Annotated in this window: 21 protein-coding genes; 11 read left to right on the top strand and 10 right to left on the bottom strand. The window is 67.4% G+C overall.

The features are described 5' to 3' along the window. The first annotated feature begins 66 nt into the window (after positions 1 to 66). From NVU01S_RS25585 to NVU01S_RS25565, 5 genes are all read left to right on the top strand, one after another. A complete protein-coding gene (locus tag NVU01S_RS25585) occupies positions 67 to 2,286 on the top strand; it encodes an LCP family protein (RefSeq protein ID WP_043680331.1) in 2,220 nt (739 codons plus the stop codon). Between the two features lie 102 nt (positions 2,287 to 2,388). Then, on the top strand, positions 2,389 to 3,051 hold the full coding sequence (gene phoU, locus NVU01S_RS25580) for a phosphate signaling complex protein PhoU (RefSeq protein WP_014981499.1): 663 nt from the start codon (positions 2,389 to 2,391) through the stop codon (positions 3,049 to 3,051). 167 nt (positions 3,052 to 3,218) lie between these two features. Continuing rightward, entirely contained in the window at positions 3,219 to 3,509 is a 291-nt protein-coding gene (locus NVU01S_RS25575; RefSeq protein WP_156161921.1) for a hypothetical protein, read from the top strand. Between the two features lie 35 nt (positions 3,510 to 3,544). Beyond that, positions 3,545 to 5,020: a hypothetical protein gene (locus tag NVU01S_RS25570; protein WP_156161920.1), complete on the top strand. Its 1,476-nt coding sequence runs from the start codon at positions 3,545 to 3,547 to the stop codon at positions 5,018 to 5,020. 246 nt (positions 5,021 to 5,266) lie between these two features. After that, on the top strand, positions 5,267 to 5,692 hold the full coding sequence (locus NVU01S_RS25565; protein WP_043680321.1) for a hypothetical protein: 426 nt from the start codon (positions 5,267 to 5,269) through the stop codon (positions 5,690 to 5,692). Positions 5,693 to 5,756: 64 nt separating this feature from the next. Here NVU01S_RS25565 and pstB read toward each other — a convergent pair whose 3' ends face one another. The 6 genes from pstB to NVU01S_RS25535 all read right to left on the bottom strand — a co-directional run bounded on the left by pstB (position 5,757) and on the right by NVU01S_RS25535 (position 11,771). Beyond that, positions 5,757 to 6,533, bottom strand: coding sequence for a phosphate ABC transporter ATP-binding protein PstB (gene pstB / locus NVU01S_RS25560; RefSeq protein WP_014981496.1), 777 nt, complete (start codon positions 6,531 to 6,533; stop codon positions 5,757 to 5,759). A gap of 19 nt (positions 6,534 to 6,552) precedes the next feature. Continuing rightward, complete coding sequence (pstA, locus tag NVU01S_RS25555; protein WP_043680317.1) at positions 6,553 to 7,452, bottom strand: phosphate ABC transporter permease PstA; 900 nt, start codon at positions 7,450 to 7,452, stop codon at positions 6,553 to 6,555. Further along, complete coding sequence (gene pstC / locus NVU01S_RS25550) at positions 7,449 to 8,420, bottom strand: phosphate ABC transporter permease subunit PstC (RefSeq protein ID WP_029901063.1); 972 nt, start codon at positions 8,418 to 8,420, stop codon at positions 7,449 to 7,451. Before pstC ends, pstA begins: the two co-directional genes overlap by 4 nt. 100 nt (positions 8,421 to 8,520) lie before the next feature. Next, on the bottom strand, positions 8,521 to 9,633 hold the full coding sequence (pstS, locus tag NVU01S_RS25545) for a phosphate ABC transporter substrate-binding protein PstS (RefSeq protein WP_043680314.1): 1,113 nt from the start codon (positions 9,631 to 9,633) through the stop codon (positions 8,521 to 8,523). Positions 9,634 to 9,876: 243 nt separating this feature from the next. Then, positions 9,877 to 10,827, bottom strand: a complete 951-nt coding sequence (gene mshD / locus NVU01S_RS25540) for a mycothiol synthase (protein ID WP_082032392.1) — start codon at positions 10,825 to 10,827, stop codon at positions 9,877 to 9,879. Between the two features lie 179 nt (positions 10,828 to 11,006). Beyond that, positions 11,007 to 11,771 carry a winged helix-turn-helix transcriptional regulator gene (locus NVU01S_RS25535; protein WP_014981491.1) on the bottom strand — a complete coding sequence of 255 codons (765 nt, stop codon included), beginning with the start codon at positions 11,769 to 11,771 and terminating at the stop codon, positions 11,007 to 11,009. A 194-nt stretch (positions 11,772 to 11,965) separates the two neighbouring features. On the opposite strand from NVU01S_RS25535, the gene NVU01S_RS25530 reads away from it, so the two are divergent. From NVU01S_RS25530 to NVU01S_RS25505, 6 genes are all read left to right on the top strand, one after another. Then, the gene (locus tag NVU01S_RS25530; protein ID WP_043680311.1) at positions 11,966 to 12,766 is read left to right on the top strand and encodes an LmeA family phospholipid-binding protein; all 801 of its coding nucleotides are present in this window, start codon (positions 11,966 to 11,968) and stop codon (positions 12,764 to 12,766) included. Further along, positions 12,763 to 13,224, top strand: coding sequence for a thioredoxin family protein (locus NVU01S_RS25525; protein ID WP_043680307.1), 462 nt, complete (start codon positions 12,763 to 12,765; stop codon positions 13,222 to 13,224). The genes NVU01S_RS25530 and NVU01S_RS25525 overlap by 4 nt, the downstream gene beginning before the upstream one ends. Positions 13,225 to 13,525: 301 nt before the next feature. Next, the gene (locus NVU01S_RS25520) at positions 13,526 to 14,044 is read left to right on the top strand and encodes a DUF4395 domain-containing protein (RefSeq protein ID WP_052281284.1); all 519 of its coding nucleotides are present in this window, start codon (positions 13,526 to 13,528) and stop codon (positions 14,042 to 14,044) included. Between the two features lie 29 nt (positions 14,045 to 14,073). Further along, positions 14,074 to 14,907 carry a sulfurtransferase gene (locus NVU01S_RS25515; protein WP_014981487.1) on the top strand — a complete coding sequence of 278 codons (834 nt, stop codon included), beginning with the start codon at positions 14,074 to 14,076 and terminating at the stop codon, positions 14,905 to 14,907. Positions 14,908 to 14,909: 2 nt separating this feature from the next. Beyond that, a complete protein-coding gene (locus tag NVU01S_RS25510) occupies positions 14,910 to 15,215 on the top strand; it encodes a DUF1416 domain-containing protein (protein ID WP_014981486.1) in 306 nt (101 codons plus the stop codon). A 193-nt stretch (positions 15,216 to 15,408) separates the two neighbouring features. Beyond that, on the top strand, positions 15,409 to 16,116 hold the full coding sequence (locus tag NVU01S_RS25505; protein WP_043680302.1) for a heme-binding beta-barrel domain-containing protein: 708 nt from the start codon (positions 15,409 to 15,411) through the stop codon (positions 16,114 to 16,116). A 926-nt stretch (positions 16,117 to 17,042) separates the two neighbouring features. Here the strand turns inward: NVU01S_RS25505 and cydC are convergent. From cydC to NVU01S_RS25485, 4 genes are read right to left on the bottom strand one after another with little or no spacing between them, the layout of a single operon-like run. After that, a complete protein-coding gene (gene cydC / locus NVU01S_RS25500) occupies positions 17,043 to 18,863 on the bottom strand; it encodes a thiol reductant ABC exporter subunit CydC (RefSeq protein WP_052281283.1) in 1,821 nt (606 codons plus the stop codon). A gap of 29 nt (positions 18,864 to 18,892) precedes the next feature. Then, a complete protein-coding gene (locus tag NVU01S_RS25495; RefSeq protein ID WP_043680299.1) occupies positions 18,893 to 20,908 on the bottom strand; it encodes an ABC transporter ATP-binding protein/permease in 2,016 nt (671 codons plus the stop codon). A gap of 4 nt (positions 20,909 to 20,912) precedes the next feature. After that, the gene (gene cydB, locus NVU01S_RS25490; protein WP_043680296.1) at positions 20,913 to 21,935 is read right to left on the bottom strand and encodes a cytochrome d ubiquinol oxidase subunit II; all 1,023 of its coding nucleotides are present in this window, start codon (positions 21,933 to 21,935) and stop codon (positions 20,913 to 20,915) included. A 9-nt stretch (positions 21,936 to 21,944) separates the two neighbouring features. Next, on the bottom strand, positions 21,945 to 23,444 hold the full coding sequence (locus tag NVU01S_RS25485) for a cytochrome ubiquinol oxidase subunit I (protein ID WP_043680293.1): 1,500 nt from the start codon (positions 23,442 to 23,444) through the stop codon (positions 21,945 to 21,947). Positions 23,445 to 23,498 lie beyond the last annotated feature (54 nt).

Below are 23,498 nucleotides of genomic sequence, written 5' to 3'. Positions count from 1 at the left end.
CGGAATCGGTCAAGCCGGTCGAGTACGGCCCGAGGCGGCGACGTAGACGAAAAGCGAGGTTCGTTGGTGGGTGACGATCGGCACGGGCGTTCGCCACGGCCCGGAGATCGCGCCCCGTGGGAGCGCTATCCCACGGCGGATGACAGCGAACGCGACGGTTCGCGGACCTCGCGGCGATCCCGGCATACCGACGCCGCCGCCGACCCCGGCGCCGCCCCGCTCACCGTGCAGGATCTGGTCGAGAAGGTCGACAACGAACGCACCGGCCGCCGGCGGCGGCCCGCGCAGGCCCCCGCCGCACCGGCTCCCGACAATCGGCGCACCCCGCCCGCGGACCCGACCGTGCAGCGCCAGGCCGAACCGCCCCGCCGTCCCGCCGAACCGCAACGCCGCCAGGAGCCGCCGCGTTCGCCGGACACCACCGGCCGCAGGCAGGTGGTGGCTCCCCCACCGAACCGCCGACCGGCCGAACCGCCGCCGCGCCGCCCCGCCGAACCGCCCACCCGGCGCGCCGACGCGCCGCCGCCGCGCACCGGCAGCACCCCGGTCGCCCAGGACATCGCGGGCGCCCCGGCAGCGCGCACGCCGAACCGGCGCGGCCCGGTCGAGGAGACCCGAGCCGTCCCGAAGGCGCGGCCGAAGCCGGAGACGGCCGAAGAGGTCACCGACATCCTGCCGCCGCTCGACGAGCCCACCCGGGCCAAGCGCAAGAAGACCGGCGAAGACGGTGCCGCCCCACCCAAATCGGTCGGCGCGGCCCCCCTGTCGCGGCTGGCCGCCAGCAAACAACGTCGCAACAAGCGGCTGCGCGCCGTGGGCCGCAGCACCCTGGTGGTGTTCGCGGTGATCTGCCTGCTCACCACCGGCGGCGGCTGGAGCTATCTGCGCTCCACCGGCAACAGCTTCACCCAGATCTCGGCGATCGACGACAACACCGAGGATGTCGTCGACTCGAACGCGCAGCTCGGTGACGAGAACTATCTGCTCGTCGGCACCGACACCCGCGCGGGCGTGAACAGTCAGGTCGGCGCGGGCACGCTCGATGATGCCGAGGGCTCCCGCGCCGACACCGTCATGCTGGTGAACATCCCCAAGAACCGGTCGCGAGTCGTCGTGGTGTCGTTCCCCCGCGACCTGGACGTGACCCGGCCGCAGTGCAACGGCTGGGACAACGACAAGGTCCAGTACACCAGCGAGGTCTATCCCTCGGCGATCGGCGACAAGCTGAACGCGGTCTACGCGCTCGGCGGGCCCAAGTGCCTGTTCACCACGATCCAGCGGATGACCGGCAGCGCGATCAATCACTTCATCGCGATCGATTTCGCGGGCTTCGAAGCCATGGTCGACACCATCGGCGGCGTCGAGGTGTGCGCGCCGAAGCCGATCAACGACGAGGTCCTCGGCACCGTGCTGGAGAACCCGGGCAAGCAGATGGTGACCGGGCAGACGGCACTGAACTACGTGCGCGCCAGGCACGTCTACGGCGAGGAGCGCAGCGACTACGACCGGATCAATCGGCAGCAGCGCTTCATGGCCTCGCTGTTGCGCGGCGCGCTGTCGAGCAAGGTGCTCTTCGATCCGGGCAAGCTGAACAGCTTCATCCAGGCGTTCACCAAGCACACCTGGGTCGACAAGGTGCAGCCCGCGGATCTGCTCACGCTCGGCCGCTCGCTGCAGAAACTGGACGCGGGCACGGTCACCTTCCTGACCATTCCGACCGCGGGCACCACCTCGTACGGCAACGAGATCCCGCGCGAGCAGGACATCAAGGCGATCTTCAAGGCGATCCGCGACGACCAGCCGCTGCCCGGCGAGAAGAAGGTGACGCCCGCCCCCGGGTCGATCCCGACGCCGCCGCCGTCGCCGCCGAAGCTGACCGCGGTCGATCCGAGCACCGCCTCGCTGCTGGTGTCCAACGGCTCGGGCGTATCGGGCGCCGCGCAGCGGGCCGCGACGAAGCTCGGCAACCAGGGCTTCCAGATCTTCAACACCGGCAACTACTCCGGCGGTAGCGAACTGACCTCCAAGGTCCGCTTCGGCGCGGGGCAGGAGGCGGCGGCGGCCACGGTGGCCAGCACCATCCCCGGCGCGCTGCTGGAACCGGCGACCGATCTCGGCGGCATCATCGAGGTGGTGATCGGCGGTGACTTCACCGGAACGGTCAAGGCGCCCACGCCGGTCGGCGACCCGATCCCGGACGTGACGGTCAGCACCGGGCCTGCGACGCCGGTCACGTTGCCCTCCGACCTGGAACACGTGAACGCCGCGGACGAGACGTGCAAGTAGGGGTTGTGCGCTACCTGCGGTAACACCGACACGGGGCGTCGGCACCGGGCATTCACCCACCGTTCGTGACTTGGACAGCGCCGGGAACTAATGTCTGATTTCATGCGTGTCATCTACAACGAGCAAATGGCAGATCTCGCCCAGCTGCTGGGTGAGATGGCCGGTCTGGCCGGCTCGGCCATGGACCGGGCCACCCAGTCACTGCTCCAGGCCGACCTCGCTCTGGCAGAGCAGGTGATCACCGAGTCCGATCGGATCGCCGAGCTGATCCAGGACGCGGAGGAGCGCGCGTTCGCGCTGCTGGCCCTGCAGGCGCCCGTCGCGGGCGATCTGCGCCAGGTGGTGAGCGCGATCCAGATCGTGGCCGACGTCAACCGCATGGGCGCCCTGGCGCTGCACGTGGCAAAGGTCGCCCGGCGGCGGCACCCCAATCACGCGCTGCCCGAGGCGGTCAACGGCTACTTCGCCGAAATGGGCCGCATCGCGGTCAATATGGGGGCGGGCGCCAAAGAGGTGCTGGAGACCCGCGACCCGGAGCGCGCCGCACAGCTCAACGAGGACGACGAGGCGATGGACGATCTGCACCGTCACCTGTTCACGCTGCTGATGGACCGCGACTGGAAGTACGGTGTCGCCGCGGCCGTCGACGTCACCCTGCTCGGCCGCTACTACGAGCGCTTCGCCGACCACGCCGTCGAAATCGGTCGGCGCGTCATCTTCTTGGTCACCGGCGTCCTTCCCCCGGACCCCGACGCGGAGGGCTGAGCGAGCGGTTTGCCTGCCGCCGGCGGTGGCAGGCAGCTCGGCACTGCCGTATCGCGCTGCCAGTCTTGCTTTTACGTCGTAGATCAGTAAAAAATCGTCCTTACAGCCGAGCGCAGGACTTCGGCTGTACCTGCCGCTAGGGAGTTGCGGCACGAAGGGGACAGCAGATGAAGGTCGATCCGGCAGAGTTGCGCGCGTTAGCCGCATCGATGGACAAGATCAGCGGCGAGATCGGCGGGCTGAAGGCCCTCGCCGCCGACACGTTGAGCACCGCACTGCCGGGCTCGACGATCACCAGCGCGCTCACCGGCGGCGCGCCGCAGATCGAGGCCGCCTGGCTGCGAATGGCGCAGCGCTGCAAGGCGGTATCCAATATCGCCAAGGGTGGCGCCGGTGACTACGAGGTCACCGACACCGACTTCCGGGACAAGCTCAACGCGGCGGGCAGCGATCGATGAGAAGCGGCGACCAGAGCGTTCCGACGCTGAGCCAGGTGCAGACGGAATGGAAGCCGTGGCTGCTCAACGATGCGGGCGCCGAAATCCGTACTCGCAATGCCGAATTCGTCACCATGATCGACGGCACCGTCACCCAGATCAGGGAGGCCGGGTCGCACTGGAGCGGTGACGCGTACTACGCCGCGTACGACCGGGTCGCCGGCGACCGGGACAACGGGAATAAGGTCGCGCAGGAGACCGAGGCCCTGGCGCAGGCCCTGGTCGACGGCGGAACCACGCTGACCGGCTACCGGCAAGCGTTGCTGGACAAGGTCACCGAGGCCACCGCGGCCGGTTTCACCGTCTCCGAAGATTGGCAGGTCACCTCGTCGGGTGACAGCTCCGGCAGTGACGACGAGAACCTGCAGACCCATCAGACCGCGATCACCACCGCGCTCAACGAGATGCTCGGCACCCAGGCCGGCATCACCACCGCGATCGAAACCGCCGGCGCCGCGGTAAAAACGCGCGGCGAGCAGCTCGGCGACGGCGATCCGATCGACAACAGCGACTCGTTGCTCAGCGGGGCCCCGAAGTCGACGCTCACCCAGGAGCAGGTCGAGGACGATCCGACGACGGCGGAGGACGAGTCCCAGCCGGATACGCAGCCCGCGGGGACCAACCCGAGCAAGCTGACCGAGGTCTCCGAGAAGACGAACGAGGAGCCCAAAACCGAGTCGCCTGCGTCCGAGGACCCGAAGACCGCGGCGCCGGCGTCCGAGAAACCCGAAACCGAGCAGCCGGCGTCCGACAACCCCGAAACCGAGGTGCCGGCATCGGACACCTCGACCAGCAAGCTCACCGACCTCAGCACCTGGAAGGTCTCCGACCTCACCTCGGTGGCCTCTGCGATCACCTCGGTCACCGGCAACATTCCCACCCTGCTCGACTCGGTCGGCAAGCTCGATGACAATCTCGCCGACATCATCAAGGCGGGCGGTGAAGCGGGTACGAGCCTCGTCGAAGCGTCGACGACCGGCATCGAGAAGATCGTCGACGCGGTCGACAACAACGCCGCGCCCGCAGACCCGGCGCAACCTGCGACCGACGATCCCACCTACACCGACGAGCAGCCGAGCAAACCGGAGGGTACCGACCCGGACGGCAAGGACGACGGCAAACAGCAGGACCCGAAGGCCGGCGACAACCCGGAAACCAAGCAGGAAGACAAGCCCAACGCCAAGCCCGCGGAACCCGGCACCACCGCGCCGAAGCCGGACACCACGGAACCGAAGCCGGACACCGTCGCACCGAGATCCGTTACCCAGCCGCAGAGTTCGCTGATGGACCCCGGCACCACCACCAGCCCCGCGTCCTACCCCGCAGCCCAGAACCCCGCTGCCACCACCTCCCAGGGCAGCAGCCTCTTCGGCCTCCCCTCCCCCACCCGCGGCGACACCGATCAGGAACACCGGTCCAACAACTACGTCCCGCAATTCGTCCAGGACGAAGTACCTGCACCGGCCGAATAGCGAAAAAGTTCCGATTCGACGGAACCGCCGGGCCCCTTATTGCGTCAAACCATATGAAGGAACAGGTTTGGGCTGCCATAGGGGGATGAATACCGAAGTGCCTTCGGGCGGAACAATTTTCCACTATCTCGGTCACTCACACATCGCACAGCATCATCACGCAGGCTGAAAGTCGATGGGGATTCGGCCTGGCAGTACTGTGCCCGAATTCAGTACACAACAACACATCTTCAGGAGAAATCTCAGATGGGCAACACTCGCAATCGCGTCACCGCGGGCCTCGTCACCGGTGTCGCTTCGATCGCCCTGATCGTCGGCAACACCGGCACCGCGGCCGCCTCCCCGGTCGTGCACCAGTCGCTCGGTAGTTGCACCTGGTCCGCTGATGTCGTCCAACTGGAGGGCGTGCCGGTCGACGGCTACGCGGGCTCCTGGTACATCAAGACCGGGCGCACCGATAATTCGAAGATCAATTGCAGTTTCGAGGTGCAGGCCCAATTCAAGATGAAGTCGGGCAGCATCGAAACCGTGCAGTTCGGCAGCAGCAAGCATGCCCACGATCAGGCCTTCGCCAAAGGACCGGCCCGCGTCTGGCAGGTCGCATTGAAGCTTTGCGCCGACGGCAAAGGCTGCACCGGATGGAACACTGTGAAGAGTTCCTGGAACAGGTAGTGCCACACCGATAAACGAAAAAAGCCCGCACCGGAAGGTGCGGGCCTTTTCGTTTGGTGCCGGTTTATCCGAAGCGGCCGGAGATGTAGTCCTCCGTGGCTTTCTGGCCCGGGTTGGAGAAGATCTTCTCGGTGTCGTCGATCTCGATCAGGCGGCCGGGCTTGCCCTGCGCCTCCAGGTTGAAGAAGCCGGTCTGGTCGCTCACGCGCGCGGCCTGCTGCATGTTGTGCGTGACGATGACGATGGTGAATTCCTTCTTCAGCTCGGTGATCAGGTCCTCGATCGCCAGCGTGGAGATCGGGTCCAGGGCCGAACAGGGCTCGTCCATCAGCAGCACGTCGGGCGAGACCGCGATCGCGCGGGCAATGCACAGCCGCTGCTGCTGACCACCGGAGAGGCCACCGCCCGGCTTGTCCAGCCGGTCCTTGACCTCGTTCCAGAGGTTCGCGCCGCGCAGCGAACGCTCGGCGACCTCGTCTAGTTCCTTCTTGTTGCGCACGCCCTGCAGCTTCAGCCCGGCCACCACGTTGTCGCGAATCGACATGGTGGGGAACGGGTTCGGGCGCTGGAACACCATGCCGATGGTGCGGCGCACCCCGACCGGGTCGATCTGCGAGCCGTAGATGTCCTCGCCGTCCAGCAGCACCGCGCCCTCGACGCGCGCGTTCGGCGTCACCTCGTGCATGCGGTTGAGCGAGCGCAGCACGGTGGACTTACCGCAACCCGACGGGCCGATGAAGGCGGTGACACTGCGCGGCAGCACGGTGAGGTCGACATCGGCGACCGCGTGGAACTTGCCGTAGAAGATATTCAGATCTTTGACGTCGATCCGCTTGGCCATCTCAGTTATCCGTTCGCTTCTATCGGTTCCGCGTGAGCAGCTTGTTGACGACCGCGGCCGCCGCGTACAGCAGCGCGATGAGCAGGATCAGCGTCAGCGCCGCGCCCCACACGCGCTCGCGGCCCGCCGCCTCCGGGTTCGACAGCTCCTGGTAGATGAGCAGCGGCAAGGAGGCCATGTTGCCGTCGAAGAGGTTGGTGTTGATCGACTTGCTGTAGCCGACGAGCACCAGCACCGGCGCGGTCTCGCCCATCACGCGGGCGAGGGCCAGCAGGATGCCGCTGATCATGCCGGGCAGCGCGGTGGGAATCACGATCCGCACGATCGTCTTCCACTTCGGCACGCCCAGCGCGTACGAGGCTTCCCGTAGTTCGTCGGGTACCAGCTTCAGCATTTCCTCGGTGCTGCGCACCACCACGGGCAGCATCAGCAGCACCAGCGCCAGGGACACCGCGAAGGAACTCTGCGGTGCGCCGAAGGTGGCGATCCACAGCGCGAAGATGAACAGCGCGGCCACGATGGACGGCACACCCGCGAGGATGTCGACCATGAACGTGGTGGTCTTCGCCAGCCAGCCGCGGCCGTACTCGACCAGGTAGACGGCGGCCATGATGCCGATCGGCACCGCGATCACCGCGGCGACCGCCGACTGCACGATGGTGCCGTAGATCGCGTGGTAGACACCGCCGCCGGTCTGCTCGGGCAGAATGCCCTTCTGCGACTTCTGCCACCAGTCGAGCGAGGCGATCGCGTCGAAACCCTTGCTGACCACCATGATCAGCACCCAGGCCAGCGGCACGAGCGCGATGGCGAAGCACAGCCAGACCAGCACCGTGGCAACGTTGTTGCGGATCTTGCGCGACACACTCACATCGCGAAAGGTCGGCGCCTTGATCGGCTTGTCGAGCGTGGTGGTCATCCGTTAACCCTTCCGCCTGCCGCGAGCCGTGCCAGTGCGTTCACGATGAAGGTCAGCGCGAACAGCACGAAGCCGGCCGCGATGTAGGCGCCGGTCGGCAGCGGCGAGCTGAACTCCGACGCCGAGGCGGCGATCCGGGACGCGAAGGTGTAGCCGCCGTCGAACAGCGACCAACTGCCGCCCTGCGTCGCGGTTTTCAAGACGACCAGCACCGCGATGGTTTCACCGAGCGCCCGGCCTAGACCGAGCATCGAGCCGGCGATCACACCGCTGCGGCCGTAGGGCAGCACGGTCATCCGCACCATCTCCCACTTGGTCGCGCCGAGCGCGTGCGCCGCCTCGATATGCGCAGGCGGGGTGAGGCTGAAGACCTCACGCGACACCGAGGTGATGATCGGCAGGATCATCACGGCGAGCACGACGCCCGCGGTGAAAATGGTGCCGCCACCGGAGATCGTCACGTTGCCGTCGCCGAACAGGAAGAACCAGCCCAGCTTGTCGTTGAGGAACTCCTGCACCGGCTTCAGCTGCGGCGCGAGCACCAGGAAACCCCACAGGCCGAACACGATCGACGGCACGGCCGCGAGCAGATCGGTGAGCGTCGCAAACAGTCGCGCCAGCGGCTTCGGCGCGTAGTGGGTCAGGAACAGTGCGATGCCGACCCCGATCGGCACCGCGACGATGAGCGCGAACAGCGAGCTCAACACCGTGACCATGAACAGGTCCCGGATGCCGAACCGCAGGTGGTTGGCATCGGAGGTGTTGAACTCGGTGCTGGTGAAGAAGTTCGCGTCGTTCGCCATGACCGAGGGCACCGCACGGATCAGCAGGAATAGCGCGATCAGCGCGATGGCGGCGACGATGATTGCGCCCGATGCCGTGGCGAGAGACCGGAAGATGGTCTCGGCCCGATGGCTCTGGGCTGGTCGAACCCGCTTGGCTGGTTCGGTGCTCGGTTCACTCGGCATGGGGGCTTTGTCTCCGGCCGCCCGCCGGCCCGCCGGATCAGAATCCGACGAGCCGGCGGCGGTCACCTCAGGGTGCACGGTCATGGCTGCAACTGTGCGATCAGGAGATGGCGTTGATCGCGGTGGTCAGACGCGTCTTGAACTTCTCGGGGATCGGGACGTAGCCCGCCTCGTCGAGACCCTTCTGACCGTTGGTGGTCGCCGAGGTCAGGAACGCCTTGACCGCCTTGGCGGTGTCGGCGTCCTTGTACTTCGAGCAGACGATTTCATAGGTGGGCAGGATGATCGGGTAGGCGCCCGCCTCGGTCGGCTTGTAGAACGAGCTGGTGTCGAGCACCAGGTCGTTGCCCTCGCCCTTGATCTTCGCACTGTCGATGGCCTTGCCCGCCGAGGCCGTGTCCAGCTTCACCGGGGTCTTGGATGCCGAGGTGACGATCTGCGCGATGGACAGGTTCTGCGCCTTCGCGAACGACCACTCGTTGTAGGTGATCGAGTTCTTGGTGGCCTTGATGGCGGCCGAGGTGCCCTCGTTGCCCTTCGCGCCCTCGCCGACGCCGCCGGTGAACGCCTTGCCCGCGCCCTTGCCCCAGGCGCCGTCGGACGCGGCGTCGAGGTAGAGCTGGAAGTTGTCGGTGGTGCCCGACTCGTCGGAACGGAAGATCACGGCGATCTTGTCGCTCGGCAGCTTCGCGTTCGGGTTGAGCGCCTTGATCTCGGGGGCGTCCCAGGTGGTGACCGCGCCGTTGAAGACCTTGGCGGCGGTCGGGCCGTCCAGCACGAGGTCGGTGACGCCGTCGATGTTGTAGGTCACGGCGATCGGGCCGAACACGGTCGGCAGGTTCCACGCGGGGGCGCCGCACCGGTCCTGCGCCTTCGCCGGCTCGTCCTTCTTGGCGCTCAGCGGGGAGTCGGAGCCACCGAAATCGGTCTGGCCGCCGAGGAATTCGTTGACGCCCGCGCCGGAGCCGCTCGACGTGTAGTTCAGGGTGTTGCCGTCGCAGTTGGCCTCGTAGGCGGCGATGAAGCGCTCCATGGCGTTCTTCTGCGCCGACGAACCGCTGGCCTTGAGCGCCTTCTTGCCGCCACAGGCGACATTGGAGTTGGCAGTGTCGCCATTGCTGCTCGACGTGTTGTCATCACTGCCACATGCGGCAAGGCCCATGACACTGACCGCCAGCACACCAACGAGGGCGCTGCTGCGCTTGAGATTCACTATTCCTCCGGAAAGGCGTCCTACTCGTCCGGTCCCTCACCTGGCCCGGACGGGTGATGTGGGTGCTGTTCGCGGGGAACCTGCGCACCAGGCAGCCGTGGGCTGCCCACCAATCAACGTAAAGTCACGTGGTTGACAGTTGGACCGACCTGAGTGAACGGCGGGTGAACAGCCAAGCGCGATTGGGGCGTTATGTGTGACATTAGCCCCAGTTTTACTCGGACGCCGCCGACCCGCCTTCCGCTATTCAGCTGACGCGGCCGAATACGCCACATCCACATGCGCGGGCGCGAACCCCAAACGCGTGTAGGTGTGCACGGCCGCGGTGTTGTCCGCCTCGGTGTAGAGCAACACCTCGGCAAGGCCGCGATCGCGCAGATGACGCAGCCCCGCCAGGGTCAGCAGCCGACCGAGTCCGCGGCCCTGCGCGGCCGGGTCGATGCCGACCACGTACACCTCGCCCACCGGCGGGTTCTCGTCGTAATGCACCTTGGTCCAATGGAATCCGAGCACCTGCTCAGGCGTGGCCGGATCGGTGGCGAGGAACAGTCCGGCGGGGTCGAACCACGACTCGGCGCGGCGCGCGGCGATATCGCGTTCGGTCCAGCCGCCCTGCTCGGGGTGCCAGGCGAAGGCGGCGTTGTTCACCCGCAACAGTTCGGCGTCGTCGGCCGGGCCCGCGTAGGTCCGGATCGTCACGTCGGCACGCTCCGGCAACTCCGGTAGCTCCGGCGTTGCCAGGGTGCGCCGCATCTGCCACAACTCGCGCGCGGTGGCGAGGCCGAGCCGGGCCGCGACGGCCTGCGCGGCGGGCCGGTTGCCGTGCGCCCACACCCGCGTGCCCGCCCCGCCCTCGGCGAGCGCGGCCGCGACCAATTCGGCGCCGATGCCCTGGCCACGCGCCGCCGGATCGACCGCGACCTCGGCCATCGCCGGGTGTTCGGCATGCGCCGGAACGAGATTCGCGTAACCGGTGATCACGTCGTCGCGGGTGGCGACCAGGTGCCGGGCCGGTACGTCGTCGGCCGGGTGCAGCGACAGCACCGCCTGTTCGGAGACGGGGGCGACCCCGTCGGCGGCGGTGGCCCGGTCGAGCAGTTGCCGGATCGCCGCGACGGTGTCCGCGTCGACCTGCGCCGCCCACCGTGTTGTCACGGCACCGCTTGCCCGGTCCGCCTGCCGACGCTCGCTCACTCGGTCCCCATTTCCGCACTCGGACAACGTCATTGCTTTCAGCTCAACACCGCGGAGTCAGCGAACATTTCGCGACCGGACGCGGCCGGCGCCACGTGGCGAAACCGCGCCGGGGCCGACTGAACTCCACACGAACGCATAATGACGCACCGGTGTTTCGGATCGGCTGTCCGCCGACCTCACTGCACGGAGCCGTTGACCGGTGCCAGCGGCGCGTCGTCGGTGCCCTCGGCCTCGTCCTCCGGCAGCGGCGCGGACTCGCCCTTGCTCGCGGACCGGGACGGACGCACCGCCTTGTAGCCGACGTTGCGCACGGTGCCGATGAGCGACTCGTACTCGCTGCCGAGCTTGGCGCGCAGGCGGCGCACGTGCACGTCGACCGTCCTGGTGCCACCGAAGAAGTCGTAGCCCCAGACCTCCTGCAGCAGTTGCGCGCGGGTGAACACCCGGCCCGCGTGCTGCGCGAGGTACTTCAGCAGCTCGAATTCCTTGTAGGTCAGGTCGAGCGGGCGGCCGCGCAACCGCGCGGTGTAGGTGCCCTCGTCGATCACGAGTTCGCCCAGGGTGATCTTGCCCGTGTTCTCCGGACTCGCCACGCCGCCGTTGCGCCCGACGAGCAGGCGCAGCCTGGCATCGAGTTCGGCCGGGCCGGTCCCGGGCAGCAGGATGTCGTCCAGGCCCCAGTCTGCGTTCACCGCGACCAGGCCGCCCTCGGTGAGCACCGCGACGACCGGAACCGAGGACCCCGTGCTGCCGAGCAGCCGGCACAGCCCGCGCGCGGCCGCCAGATCGGTGCGGGCGTCGACCAGTGCGACATCCGCGGTACCCGCTTCCAGCAAAGAGGACACCTCGGTGGGTGCGGGACGCACGTTGTGCGCCAGCAACGCCAGCGAGGGCAACACCGACTCGGGGTCGGGGTCGGAGGTCAGCAGGAGCAGCTCCACAAGCTCTCCTCCCATCTCATAGCTCCGAGGACTACAGCCGCATTGCCGGGGCCACGTCGCTGATCACAGGTAATCGGATGCAAGATTAGCGTGTGAACCCCGATGACCTCGCCATCCGGGTTGCCGACGCACCCCGGCAGATATGTCTGATACCGGAAATGCACCGTCGCACCCGCCCCCGTTAAGGTTCACCAATGCGCAAGCTCATCATCGGGCTGCTGATTCTCGCGGGACTGGCAGTGGTCACTGATTTCAGCATCGCGGCCTATTCGGAGTATCGGGTCTCGCGCGCGCTGCGCCAGGGCGCCGACCTCGCCGCCGAGCCCTCGGTGGCCATCAGCGGCGTCTCCTTCCTCGCTCAGGCGGTCAACGGCCGCTACGACAATGTGGTGATCAGGGCCAGCGGTAAGCGGCCCGACATTCGCGGGGAGTTCGAGATGGAGGCGACGCTGACCGGCATGCGCATCCCGCTGCGCGATCTGGTCGACGGCAGCCTGCGCAATGTGCCGGTGGAGCGGGTGGACAGTTCGCTGCGGATCGGGCCGACCGAACTCGGCCAGCTGTTCGGCATTCCCGACCTGCAGGTGAAAGGCCCGCCCGCGGACAAATCCGACGGCACCGGCGGCACGGGTGGCACCGGAATGACCGCGACCGACGGTGTGCTTTGCCTCACAGGAACTTTGCCCGAATCGCCCGGTGCGCAATTCGGCGGCGAAAACGTCGCGGTGCGCGCCGAATTGGCGCTCGACGGCGGGCAGGTGCGGATCACCGCGACCGGTTCGTGCAAAGACACCAACACCTCGACGATTCCGGTGGCGATGCTGCCGGAGGCCGATCGTCCGGCGGTGCTCGCGCGCTTCACCCGTACTATCGACATCAAGGAATTGCCGTTCGGTGTCCAGCCCGCGAAAGTCCGTGCGGACGGCGGCTGGATCGTCGTCCAGGGCAAGGGTGTGAACGTCACGATCGACCTCGACCGATTGCAGCGACCATGATCGAAATCACAATTCTGGCAGTGATGTTGCTCGCCGCCTTGGCGGTGGGCCTGTTGCTGCGGCGGCGCGACGGCAAGGTCCGGGCCCGCGCATTCGCGACTCGCACGCGCTCCGACATCGAAAACGGCTCCGCCCGTGCCGATCTGCTCGCGTCCGTCGGCGTGACCGGTACCGGCCCCGCCGTGCTGCATTTCTCCGCCGACTGGTGCGGACCCTGCGCCGCGGTGCGCCGGGTCGTCGCCGACGTGACCGGGCAGCTGGCCGAATCGCCGCAGCCGCCGTTGGACATCGAGATCGACATCGACGCCGAGCCGGTGCTCGCCAAAGAACTCAACGTGCTCTCGCTGCCGACCACGTTCGTCTTCGATAGTGAAGGGCGCGAACGTTTTCGGATCTCCGGCGTGCCGAAGGTGACCGATCTGCGCTCCGCGCTGGAACCGCTCACCGTCGCCGCCTGAGCCGGGCTGCGTAGGCGGCTTGACAGGTTCACCGGAGCCCTGTGACGAACCCGGGGTCCAATTCTCCCGCCCAATTGGGTAAACTGCTTTCGTGCTTTCCAACCACGAGCTGATGCTCACCCGACGCCGCACGGTTGATCTGTGCCGCCTCGGTGGTTGTTGCTGCCTGTGCCGCTGAGCGGTCGGCTTTTCCGGATTTCCTGACGCCGACCTTCGTCCGCCGCGCGAGTGATCTTCTCGATCCCCCGGCGAACTGGCCAATTTCCAGCCATCAGTCGCATCCAGCGCAGGAGTACGCACAATGTCCACCGAAATTCGTAATACTTCGCAGAATCAGCCAATTCCGCAGGGACAGGTAGATGTTCGCGGCCCGCGTTTCGCCGCCTGGATCACCACCGCCGTCCTGGTCTTGGTGCTGATCGCCGCCATCTTCTCCCCCATCGCGGCCGCGGTGCTGATCGCCGTTCAGGCGGTCGTCTTCGCGATCGGCGCCGCCTACGGTCCGCGTAAGCACCCGTACGGCCGCATCTACGCGACATTCGTCGCGCCGCGCCGGGCCCCGACCACCGAGACCGAGCCGGTACCGCCGCTGAAATTCGCGCAGCTGCTCGGCCTGGTGTTCGCGGCCGTCAGCCTGCTGGGCTTCGCGCTCGGCTCCACAATCGTCGGCGCGGTGTTCGCCGGCTTCGCACTGTTCGCGGCGTTCCTGAACGCGGCGTTCGGGATCTGCCTGGGTTGCCAGATCTACCCGCTGGTCGCCCGTTTCCGCCGGATAGCTGCACCAACTGGCGGTGGTCCGGGGTCCCCGGCACCGAACTGACCCTGCAAGTCATCTCTGAAAGGAACAACATGGCTCGCTCCGATGTCCTGGTCTCCGTGGACTGGGCCGAAGAGAACCTCAACGCCCCCGGCGTCGTCTTCGTCGAGGTCGACGAGGACACCTCCGCCTACGACGGTGGCCACATCGAGGGTGCTGTCCGGCTCGACTGGAAGAAGGACCTGCAGGATCAGGTTCGTCGTGACTTCGTGAACCAGGAGCAGTTCTCCGACCTGCTCTCGGCCCGCGGCATCTCGAACGACGACGAGGTAGTCCTGTACGGCGGCAACAACAACTGGTTCGCCGCGTACGCCTACTGGTACTTCAAGCTGTACGGCCACAACAACGTCAAGCTGCTCGACGGTGGTCGTAAGAAGTGGGAGCTCGACGGCCGCCCGCTGTCCACCGCCGGCGTCAACCGTCCGGCCACCCAGTACAAGGCCGCCGCCCCCGACGTCTCGATCCGCGCCTTCCGGGACGAGGTCATCGCGGCCATCGGCACCAAGAACCTGGTCGACGTCCGCTCGCCCGACGAGTTCTCCGGCAAGATCCTGGCCCCCGCGCACCTGCCGCAGGAACAGAGCCAGCGTCCCGGCCACATCCCCGGCGCCATCAACGTGCCGTGGAGCAAGGCCGCGAACGAGGACGGCACCTTCAAGTCCGACGCCGAGCTCACCGAGATCTACAAGGAAGCCGGCCTCGACGGCGAGAAGGACACCATCGCCTACTGCCGCATCGGCGAGCGTTCCTCGCACACCTGGTTCGTGCTGCAGGAACTGCTCGGCCACAGCAATGTCAAGAACTACGACGGGAGCTGGACCGAATACGGCTCCCTCGTCGGTGCACCGATCGAATTGGGAGCGTAATCATGTGTGCAGCACCTACCCAGGGTCAGGCCATCCCCGCCGGTGTCGACGTGGAGAAGGAAACGGTCATCACCGGCCGCGTCCTGAGCACCGACGGCCAGCCGGTGGGCGGCGCTTTCGTGCGCCTGCTCGACGGCAACGGTGATTTCACCGCCGAGGTCGTCGCCTCCGGCACCGGCGACTTCCGCTTCTTCGCGGCGCCCGGCGCGTGGACCGTGCGGGCGCTCTCCTCGGCCGGCAACGGCTCCGCGGAGATCCGCCCCGACGGCGCCGGAATCCACCCGGTCGACGTCGCGGTCGCCAAGTAAGAAACCGTACGCAGCAAACGGCCCCGGTGCTTCCCCTCACTATGAGGAGAACCACCGGGGTCGTTTGTGTGCGCGGTCGCGGGAGTCGTTAGACTCCAAATGTGGTCCTCTTCTTCGAGATTCTGCTGGTGGCTGTCGCCGTCCTCATCGGATGGTTCGGCCTCTACGTCTTCTACCGGCTGTTCACCGAATCATGAGCGATCTCGCGAGCGAGGGTTCCAGTCCAGCCGAGCGAGCGAGTGAACAACTGAACGGCAACGGTTCGGCGGATCCGGCTCCCCGCCGCAGCGGTGACGCGGCCGTGTCCGAGGCTGCCGAGCGCGCCAAGTCGACCGGTGCGCGCAACATCCCCGGTCTGCCCGACCTGCCACTGCCCGAGGACACCGCGAACCTGCGCCTCGGCCCCGACCTGAGTTCCTCCATGCTCGCGCTGCTGCCCATGGTCGGCGTGTGGCGCGGCGAGGGCGAAGGCAACCACCCCGAGCGTGGCGACTACCGCTTCGGCCAGCAGATCATCGTCTCCCACGATGGCGGCGACTACCTGGCCTGGGATTCGCGCTCCTGGGTGATCAACGCCGACGGCAGCTACGGCGGCCCCGACCTGCGCGAGAGCGGTTTCTGGCGGGTCGGCATCGATGGCAACGACGAGGTCATCGAACTGCTGCTGACCCACAGCACCGGCATCGTCGAACTCTTCTACGGCGAAGCCCTCACCCAGTCCTCCTGGGAACTGGCCACCGACGTAGTCATCCGCAGCCAGTCCGGCATCGTCGTCGGCGGCGCCAAACGCCTCTACGGCATCGTCGAAGGTGGCGACCTCGCCTACGTCGAGGAGCGCGTCGTCGCAGACGGCCCCCTCGAACCGCGCCTCTCCGCCCGCCTCCAGCGCTACATCGGCTAGATCCTTCCTGGACAACTGATCACCAGGTACTGGTGGCGGAACCTTCTCGCACGATGCCGCCATAGTTACCTGGTGATCACCTGACCAGCACGTCACCGCGTGTCGACGCCCGGCGCGTCGCGTGCGTGACTCGTTTCCCGCGCCTTCACAGACCATCCACACGGTTCACAGGCCCCACAAGCCCTGTGAACCGTATGCATCCTCTGTGGGCCTCCGATTCGGTCCTGCCTACCGAGCACAGACCGTTCACCCGACTCCGCGAAAACCGGGGTACATCAAAGTCTCCGGACATCCCGGGGCGATTCATGGGGTACGCCGCAACTGGTGCATGCAGCGGGCGACAGCCGTCTGCCCCGCGCAGACCTCCGCCCGCACTCGCCACACCATGCACAGACTCTCACCTCAGGCGGTGGACTAGCCGCGGCAGGCGTTCTGCGCAGCACGCGGGCGGCGGGCGTGCAGTCGACACCCTCTGCCCCCGCCCCGCCCGCGACATCGCTCCCAGACCCACACCGCAGGCGCGCTGGTCGCCAACTGATGCGTGCCCAACACGCGACAGCAGGCGCACCACGCGACAGCTATTCGGCGACCCCTGCCCAGCCCCGCTGCGCACAGACTCTCGCCGCAGGCGTGAGGCACACCGCAGCTGGTACACACGCAAGCCCGCGCCAGCGGGCACACCAACCACAGCACCCCCAAAACAGGAACGACCCCCGAGCCATATCGCGGTTGTAAACACCTGCGCGATCCCGATCGGACAAGACCGGGGGCTCGGGGGCCGGGTGGCTGCCTGGTATTCGCTCAGCGCTCGCGCGAACGGAGACCGTTGCAGCGGTGGCGCTAGCGGACAGCCACCTCACGAGTCCTATGAACATACATTCTTCGAACCACCTCCTTCCTTGTGTAAGAACGAATTTAGCGAGGAGTCAGCGGGTCGGCAACGGAATTTCTCGGTGGGCGGAAACGGTGCCCGGCTGGTCCGGGAAATGCGTCGTCACCTGGCCTGATGCGTCCACGCGGACGATCGCGTCGGCACGGTGATCTACCGGCAACTGATGTGTGACGACGACCACAACCCGGTCGGGTTCGACCAGCCCGCTCTCGGCGTCGAGCAGGTCACGCAGCAACTGGGCCCCCGCGTCGGCCTCGAGATGCTCGGTGGGTTCGTCGAGCAGCAGCACACGCGCCGGCGACACTAGTGCTCGGGCGAGCAGAATTCGACGACGCTGCCCACCGGACACCGCAGCCGCACCACCGATCAGATCCGTGTGCACACCGTCCGCCAGCCCGTCCAACCATTCACCGAGACCCACTGTGCGCAAAGCTTTCTCAGCATCACCCACACTGAGATCCCCGCAACCGACCCGCAGATTCTCCAACACCGACGTACCGAACAGATGCGCGTCCTCCGCAAAAAATGTGACGCCGGGACGCGGAGTTCCGAACAATCCAGCCCACCGCATAAGCAACGTCGTCTTCCCAGATCCGCTAGGCCCCACCACCGCAACCCGACGCCCCACCGGAATCTCCGAAACCACCTGCGCCAAAGCACTATCCGACGAGTCACGGGGCCGCACCGGGACCGCACCCCTGCCCGCTCCGACCGCGACGGACTCTGCCCCAAGGACACCCTGGCCACCAGCCGGTTCAACTCCTCGCGCGGACGCTCCACCGCTACCGACCTCGACATCGTCGACCACCGGCCGCGGGATGTGTTGGCCGCCAACCCGCACGGCGGAGGTGGGGCGTTCGTCCTGCATCTCGTCGAGTCGAGTCAGGCGGTGCAGGGCGGCGCGGGCGGTGGTGAGGGATTGAGCGGCGGCGGGGAGTGGGCCGACGGCTTCGAATGCCGACAGCGGGAGCAGCACCAGGATGGTGAGGGCCATCGGTGTCATGGCACCCGGGGTGCCACCGGAGGGTCCGTAGAGGGTGATGCCGATCAGCAAGGCGCCCAGCACACTTGCGCCGATGGCGAGCGGTGTGGCCGCGGCGGACCAGGCACTGCGTGCCGCGGCCTTGTCCTCCGCGGCGACCGCGCGCCGAGAAGCTGCGGCAGCGGCGGCGAGCGCGGCGTCGAGGCGGCCCGCCACCCGCAGTTCGGCCGCGTGGTCGAGCACGGTCAACGACTGGGCGGTGAACTCTGCCCGGTCCGCGCGCACCGCGCGTTCCGCATCACGTGCGGCCCGAGCCGACAGCCACGGCGCCACTACACCGGAAAGTGCCAGCGCCCCAGCCAGAATCGCCGCGGCGCCCACCGAGATGGTGGCGAGCAGCCCGATCGCCACGAGCGAAAGCACCACGGCCACCGCGACGGGCACGAACACCCGCACCACGACCGCGCCGAGATCGTCGATATCGCTGCCCGTTCGAACGAGCAGATCGCCGCGCCGCAGCGCCGCAGCGCTCGCACCCTGCGCCGCTGCATCTTTCGAGCGCGTCGGCCGGTGCAACCAGGAGTCCGATCGCGCCAGCGTGCGATACACCGTGGTGCGCGCCGTCGTCATCGCCCGCAACGCCACATCGTGCGTCGCCAACCGTTCCAGGTACCGGCACAACCCCCGCGAGATTCCGAGCGCCCGCACGGTGACCACCGCGATACTCAAATCCAGCACCGGCGGCATCTGCCAGGCCCGCGCGATCAACCAGGCCGCCAACGCCGCCAGCCCGAGCCCACTCCCGAGCGCCAGCACGCCCCACCCCACCGCAACCACCACCCGCCACCGAGACAACCCCAGCAACGCCCACATCCGCCGCAAATCCCCCACCAACCCCCCGCTCACCCCCGCACCTCCGTCAGGGTGTTCGTGGCGTGGACTTGGATTACGTGGTCGGCGGCGGCCAGGACGGTGGGGCGGTGGCCGATGAGGATGACTGTGGCGCCGGCGCGGGCACGGTGGCGCAGGGCGGTGAGGACGGCGGCTTCGCTGTCGGTGTCGAGGTGGGCGGTGGGTTCGTCGAGGAGCATGATGGGGCGGTCGGCGGCGAGAACCCTGGTGAGGGCGAGGCGTTGGCGTTGGCCGAGGGAGAGGCCGACGCCGCCGAAGCCGACGGCGGTGTCCCAGCGGTCGGGCAATTCGTCCAGTACCGCGTCGAAACCGGTAGCGACACAGGCGGCTTCGAGATCGCCTATGACCCGTGCCGCCCCGTGCGCCGCGGACATTTCCGCTTGCGCGCCGAACAACTCGAGGTTCTCCCGCAGCGTGCCCGGCACCAGCACGGGCCGCTGCGGCAACCAGGCCACCCGCGCCCACCACGCCGCCGAATCCAGCTCCCGCACATCGATCCCGTCGACCGTCACCGCCCCGCGATCGGGCGCGATCAACCCCAGAATCGCCTGCACCGCCGTGGATTTCCCACTCCCGTTGTCTCCGGCGAGCACCGTCACCTCCCCCGGCCGACACACCGCCGACAACCCCGCGGGCGCGAAACCCGCACGCGCCCCCACCGACAACCCCCGCACCTCGACCACCCCGACTCCGCCCACCTCCGAACGCCCCGAGGACTCCAAGCCACCAGCCGCCGCAGCAACACCACCGGCTGCCGAGCTTTCCGAGCGACGGACGCGATCCGGCTGTCCTGCAACCCCGTCCGCATCCGAACGATCGCTCGAAGCATCGCGAACTCCGACACCACCCGCACTCGGACGGCTCCGCTGACCACTCGCGGCGAACGCCCCGGGCTTGCCGGCCACCGCCGAAGAGTCGTCCTCCTGCGCCGAACCGGTTGCGGGACTATCCGATTCGAGGATCGCGAAGGCGCGGTCGGCGGCGGCCATTCCGTCTTGGGCGGCGTGGAATCGTTCGCCGACCATGCGGAGCGGGAGGTAGACCTCGGGGGCGAGGATGAGGGCGACCAGGCCTGCGTACAGGCTCATTTCGCCGAAGACCAGGCGTAGGCCGATGGAGACGGCGATGAGGGCGACGCTGAGCGTCGCGAGCATTTCCAGCACCATGGAGGAGAGGAACGCGATGCGCAGTGCCCGCATCGTGCGCTGCCGCAGCGCATCGCCCAACTCGCGCACCCTGGGCACCATGGTGGTCCGGCGCGATTCGGCGGAATCCGCCGCATCCGCTTCGGCTGCACCAGAGCGGGCTCCATCACCACCGCTGATCCGATCAGCCGACACCCCACCGGTTTCCCGCCCCAGCGCACGCAACGTCGGCATCCCGGCGAAAAGATCGAGCAGCTGATCGGACAGCCGGGTGGTCGCGGCGAGTGTCGCTTCGGCCCGGCCCTGGGTGAGCAGTCCGATGAGGATCATGAAGATCGGGATGAGCGGCAAGGTGACGACCACGATCAGACCCGAGATCGGATCGTGTATCGCGATGACCGCCAACACGATCGGCGGCACCAGCACGGCGAGCAGCAGCGCGGGTAGGTAACCGGTGAGGTAGCCACGCAACCCGGACAGCCCGGTGCCGACGACTACCGCGAGTTCTGTTCTGCGGCTTTCCAGTTCGCGCGGCGCGAGTTGGGCACCGGCGGTCAGCACCGCGGTTTCGAGTTCTGCGACGACGCCGGCGCCGGCCCGGTGCCCGAGCCGGGACTGCCACCAGGTGGCGAGTACCCGCACGCCGAGAACGACTGCGAGCACCAGTATTTCGGTGCTCCACGCGCCGAATGTGCGCTGGCCGGGTTCGGTGACGACCCCGGCCAGCACCCGGGCGAGCAGGACCGCCGCGACGACGATCGAACCGGTGATCACCAGCGACAGCAGCACACTCAGCACCAGGTAGCGGCGGGCCGAGCGCGCGTACCGCCACAGGCGCGGGTCGACAGGCGGTCGAGCCATGAGCTCAGTCCTTCAGCGAAAGCCCGATGGGCGCGGGGATCTGCTCGATGGTGATCCGTTTGCGGAACACCCAGTAGGTCCAGCCTTGGTACAGCAGCACCACCGGCGTGACCAGAACGGCGGCCCAGCTCATGACTTTCAGCGTGTACGGCGTGGACGACGCGTTGTGGATGGTCAGGTCGAACGCGGCGTCGATGGTGGAGGGCAGCACATTCGGGAACAGCGAGCCGAACAGCAGCGCGGTAGCCGCCGCCACCGTGACGGCGGTGCCCGTGAAGGCCCAGCCGTCCCGGTCCGCGTACACCGCGACGCCCGCGCCGACCAGTCCGAGCACGGCCAGCCCCAACGGAATCCAGGTCCACCCGGTGCCGTAGGCCAGCTGCGTCCAGACACCGAAGACGCCGACGACCACCGCGGTGGGCACCAGTAGCAGTTTGGCGGTGCGCTGCGCATCGGCCCGCACCTCGCCGCCGGTCTTCAGACCGAGGAAGACCGCGCCGTGCAGCGCGAACAGCAGTCCGGTGGTCAGTCCGCCGAGCAGTGCGTACGGTCCGAGCAGATCCCACACCGAGCCGGCGAACTGCTTCTTCTCGTTCAACGGCACCCCGCGCACCACATTCGCGAAGACCCAGCCCCACGCGAGTGCCGGTATCCAGGAACCGACTCCGATGCCGAGGTCACAGCGCGCCCGCCAGCGCGGGTCATCGATCTTGCCGCGGTATTCGATCGCGCAGATCCGCAGGATCAACGCCACCAGCAACAGCAGCAGCGCCAGGTAGAAGCCGGAGAACAGGCTGGCGTACCACTCGGGGAAGGCGGCGAACATGGCACCGCCCGCGGTGATCACCCAGACCTCGTTGCCGTCCCACACCGGCCCGATCGTGTTGAGCACCACCCGCCTTCGGGTGTCGGAGCCCTTGCCGAGGATCGGCATCAGCATGCCGACGCCGAAGTCGAAACCCTCGAGCACGAAGTACCCGGTGAACAGCACCCCGATCAGCACGAACCAGAACTCTTGCAAACTCATCGTCGGCTCCTAGTAGGCGAACGAAAGTTGTTCGACGGCAGGCTCTTCGCCGGAGCGTCCGGCCGGTCCCGCGGGTTTGTCCGGCCCCGAGTCGGTGGGCGGGCTCGCGGCAGGCTGCTCCGGTCCGTGCACCACGTAGCGCCGCATCAGGTAGAACCAGACGACGGCGAGCGCGCCGTACAGCAGCGTGAAGGTGATCAGCGAGAACAGCACCACGCCGGGCGAATGGTTGGACACGCCCTGCTGCACGGTCAGCCGCAGGTTCGGGTCGCCGGTCGGGTTGGGCGCGACAACCCATGGCTGCCTGCCCATTTCGGTGAACACCCAGCCTGCGCTGTTGGCCAGGAACGGCGTCGGGATGACGAGCAGGCTGAGCCAGGCGAACCAGCGCTGGTTCGGCACGCGCCCGCGCCGGGTGAGCCACAGTCCGGCCAGCGCCAGCAGAGCCGACCCGGCCGCGAGGCCGATCATGGCGCGGAAGGACCAGTAGGTGACGAACAGGTTGGGGCGGTAGTCGCCGACACCGTATTTCGCGTTGTACTCCTGTTGCAGGTCGACGACGCCGGGCAGGGTGACGTCGCTGAACTTGCCTTTGGCGAGGTAGGGCAATACGCCGGGCACCTCGAGCACGTGCGTGACGCTGTCGCAGTTGTTGTGCGTGCCGACCGTGAGAATGGAGAAGTCCGGGTCGGTCGCGGTGTGGCACAACGATTCCGCCGAGGCCATCTTCATCGGCTGCTGTTCGAACATCAGCTTGCCCTGCGTGTCACCGGTGAGGAACAGCGCGCCCAGCGAGACAAGCATCACCCAGATGCCGACCAGCGCGGCGGGCCGCCACATGGTGCGCGCCTCGGTGATTTCCGCGGCGTCACCGGTGCGCGCCTTGCGCACCATCCACCAACCCGCGATACCGGCGACGAAAGTGCCTGCCGTGACGAAGGATCCGGCGACCACGTGGGGAAAAGCCGCCAGCAGTGTGTTGTTGGTGAGCACCGCGACGATGCTCTCGAGTTCGGCGCGCCCCGTTTCCGGGTTGAACCGCGCCCCGACCGGGTGCTGCATGAACGAGTTGGCGGCGACGATGAAGTACGCCGAGGCGTTCACGCCGATGGCGACCATCCAGATCGCGGCCAGGTGCGCGAGTTTCGGCAGCCGGGACCAGCCGAAGATCCACAGGCCGAGGAAGGTCGATTCCATGAAGAAGGCCACCAGACCTTCCAGCGCGAGTGGTGCGCCGAACACGTCGCCGACGAAGCGGGAGTATTCGCTCCAGTTCATGCCGAACTGGAATTCCTGCACGATGCCGGTGGCGACGCCGAGCGCGAAGTTGATCAGGAACAGTTTGCCGAAGAATTTGGTCAGCCGGAGCCAGTGCTCCTTGCCGGTGATCACCCACGCGGTCTGCATGGCGGCGACCAAGGGCGCGAGGCCGATGGTCAGCGGCACCAACAGGAAGTGGTAGACGGTCGTGATGCCGAACTGCCATCGCGAGATGTCCAGCGCGTTCACCTTTGAACCTCCTGCCGGTCTACGACATGTCGTAGTAAGACTACGCCGGAGGCA

Origin of the sequence: Nocardia vulneris, assembly GCF_001613425.1 — a bacterium.
In the GTDB taxonomy this organism is placed as follows: domain Bacteria; phylum Actinomycetota; class Actinomycetes; order Mycobacteriales; family Mycobacteriaceae; genus Nocardia; species Nocardia vulneris.
This window is presented reverse-complemented; position numbering and strand designations above follow the sequence as displayed.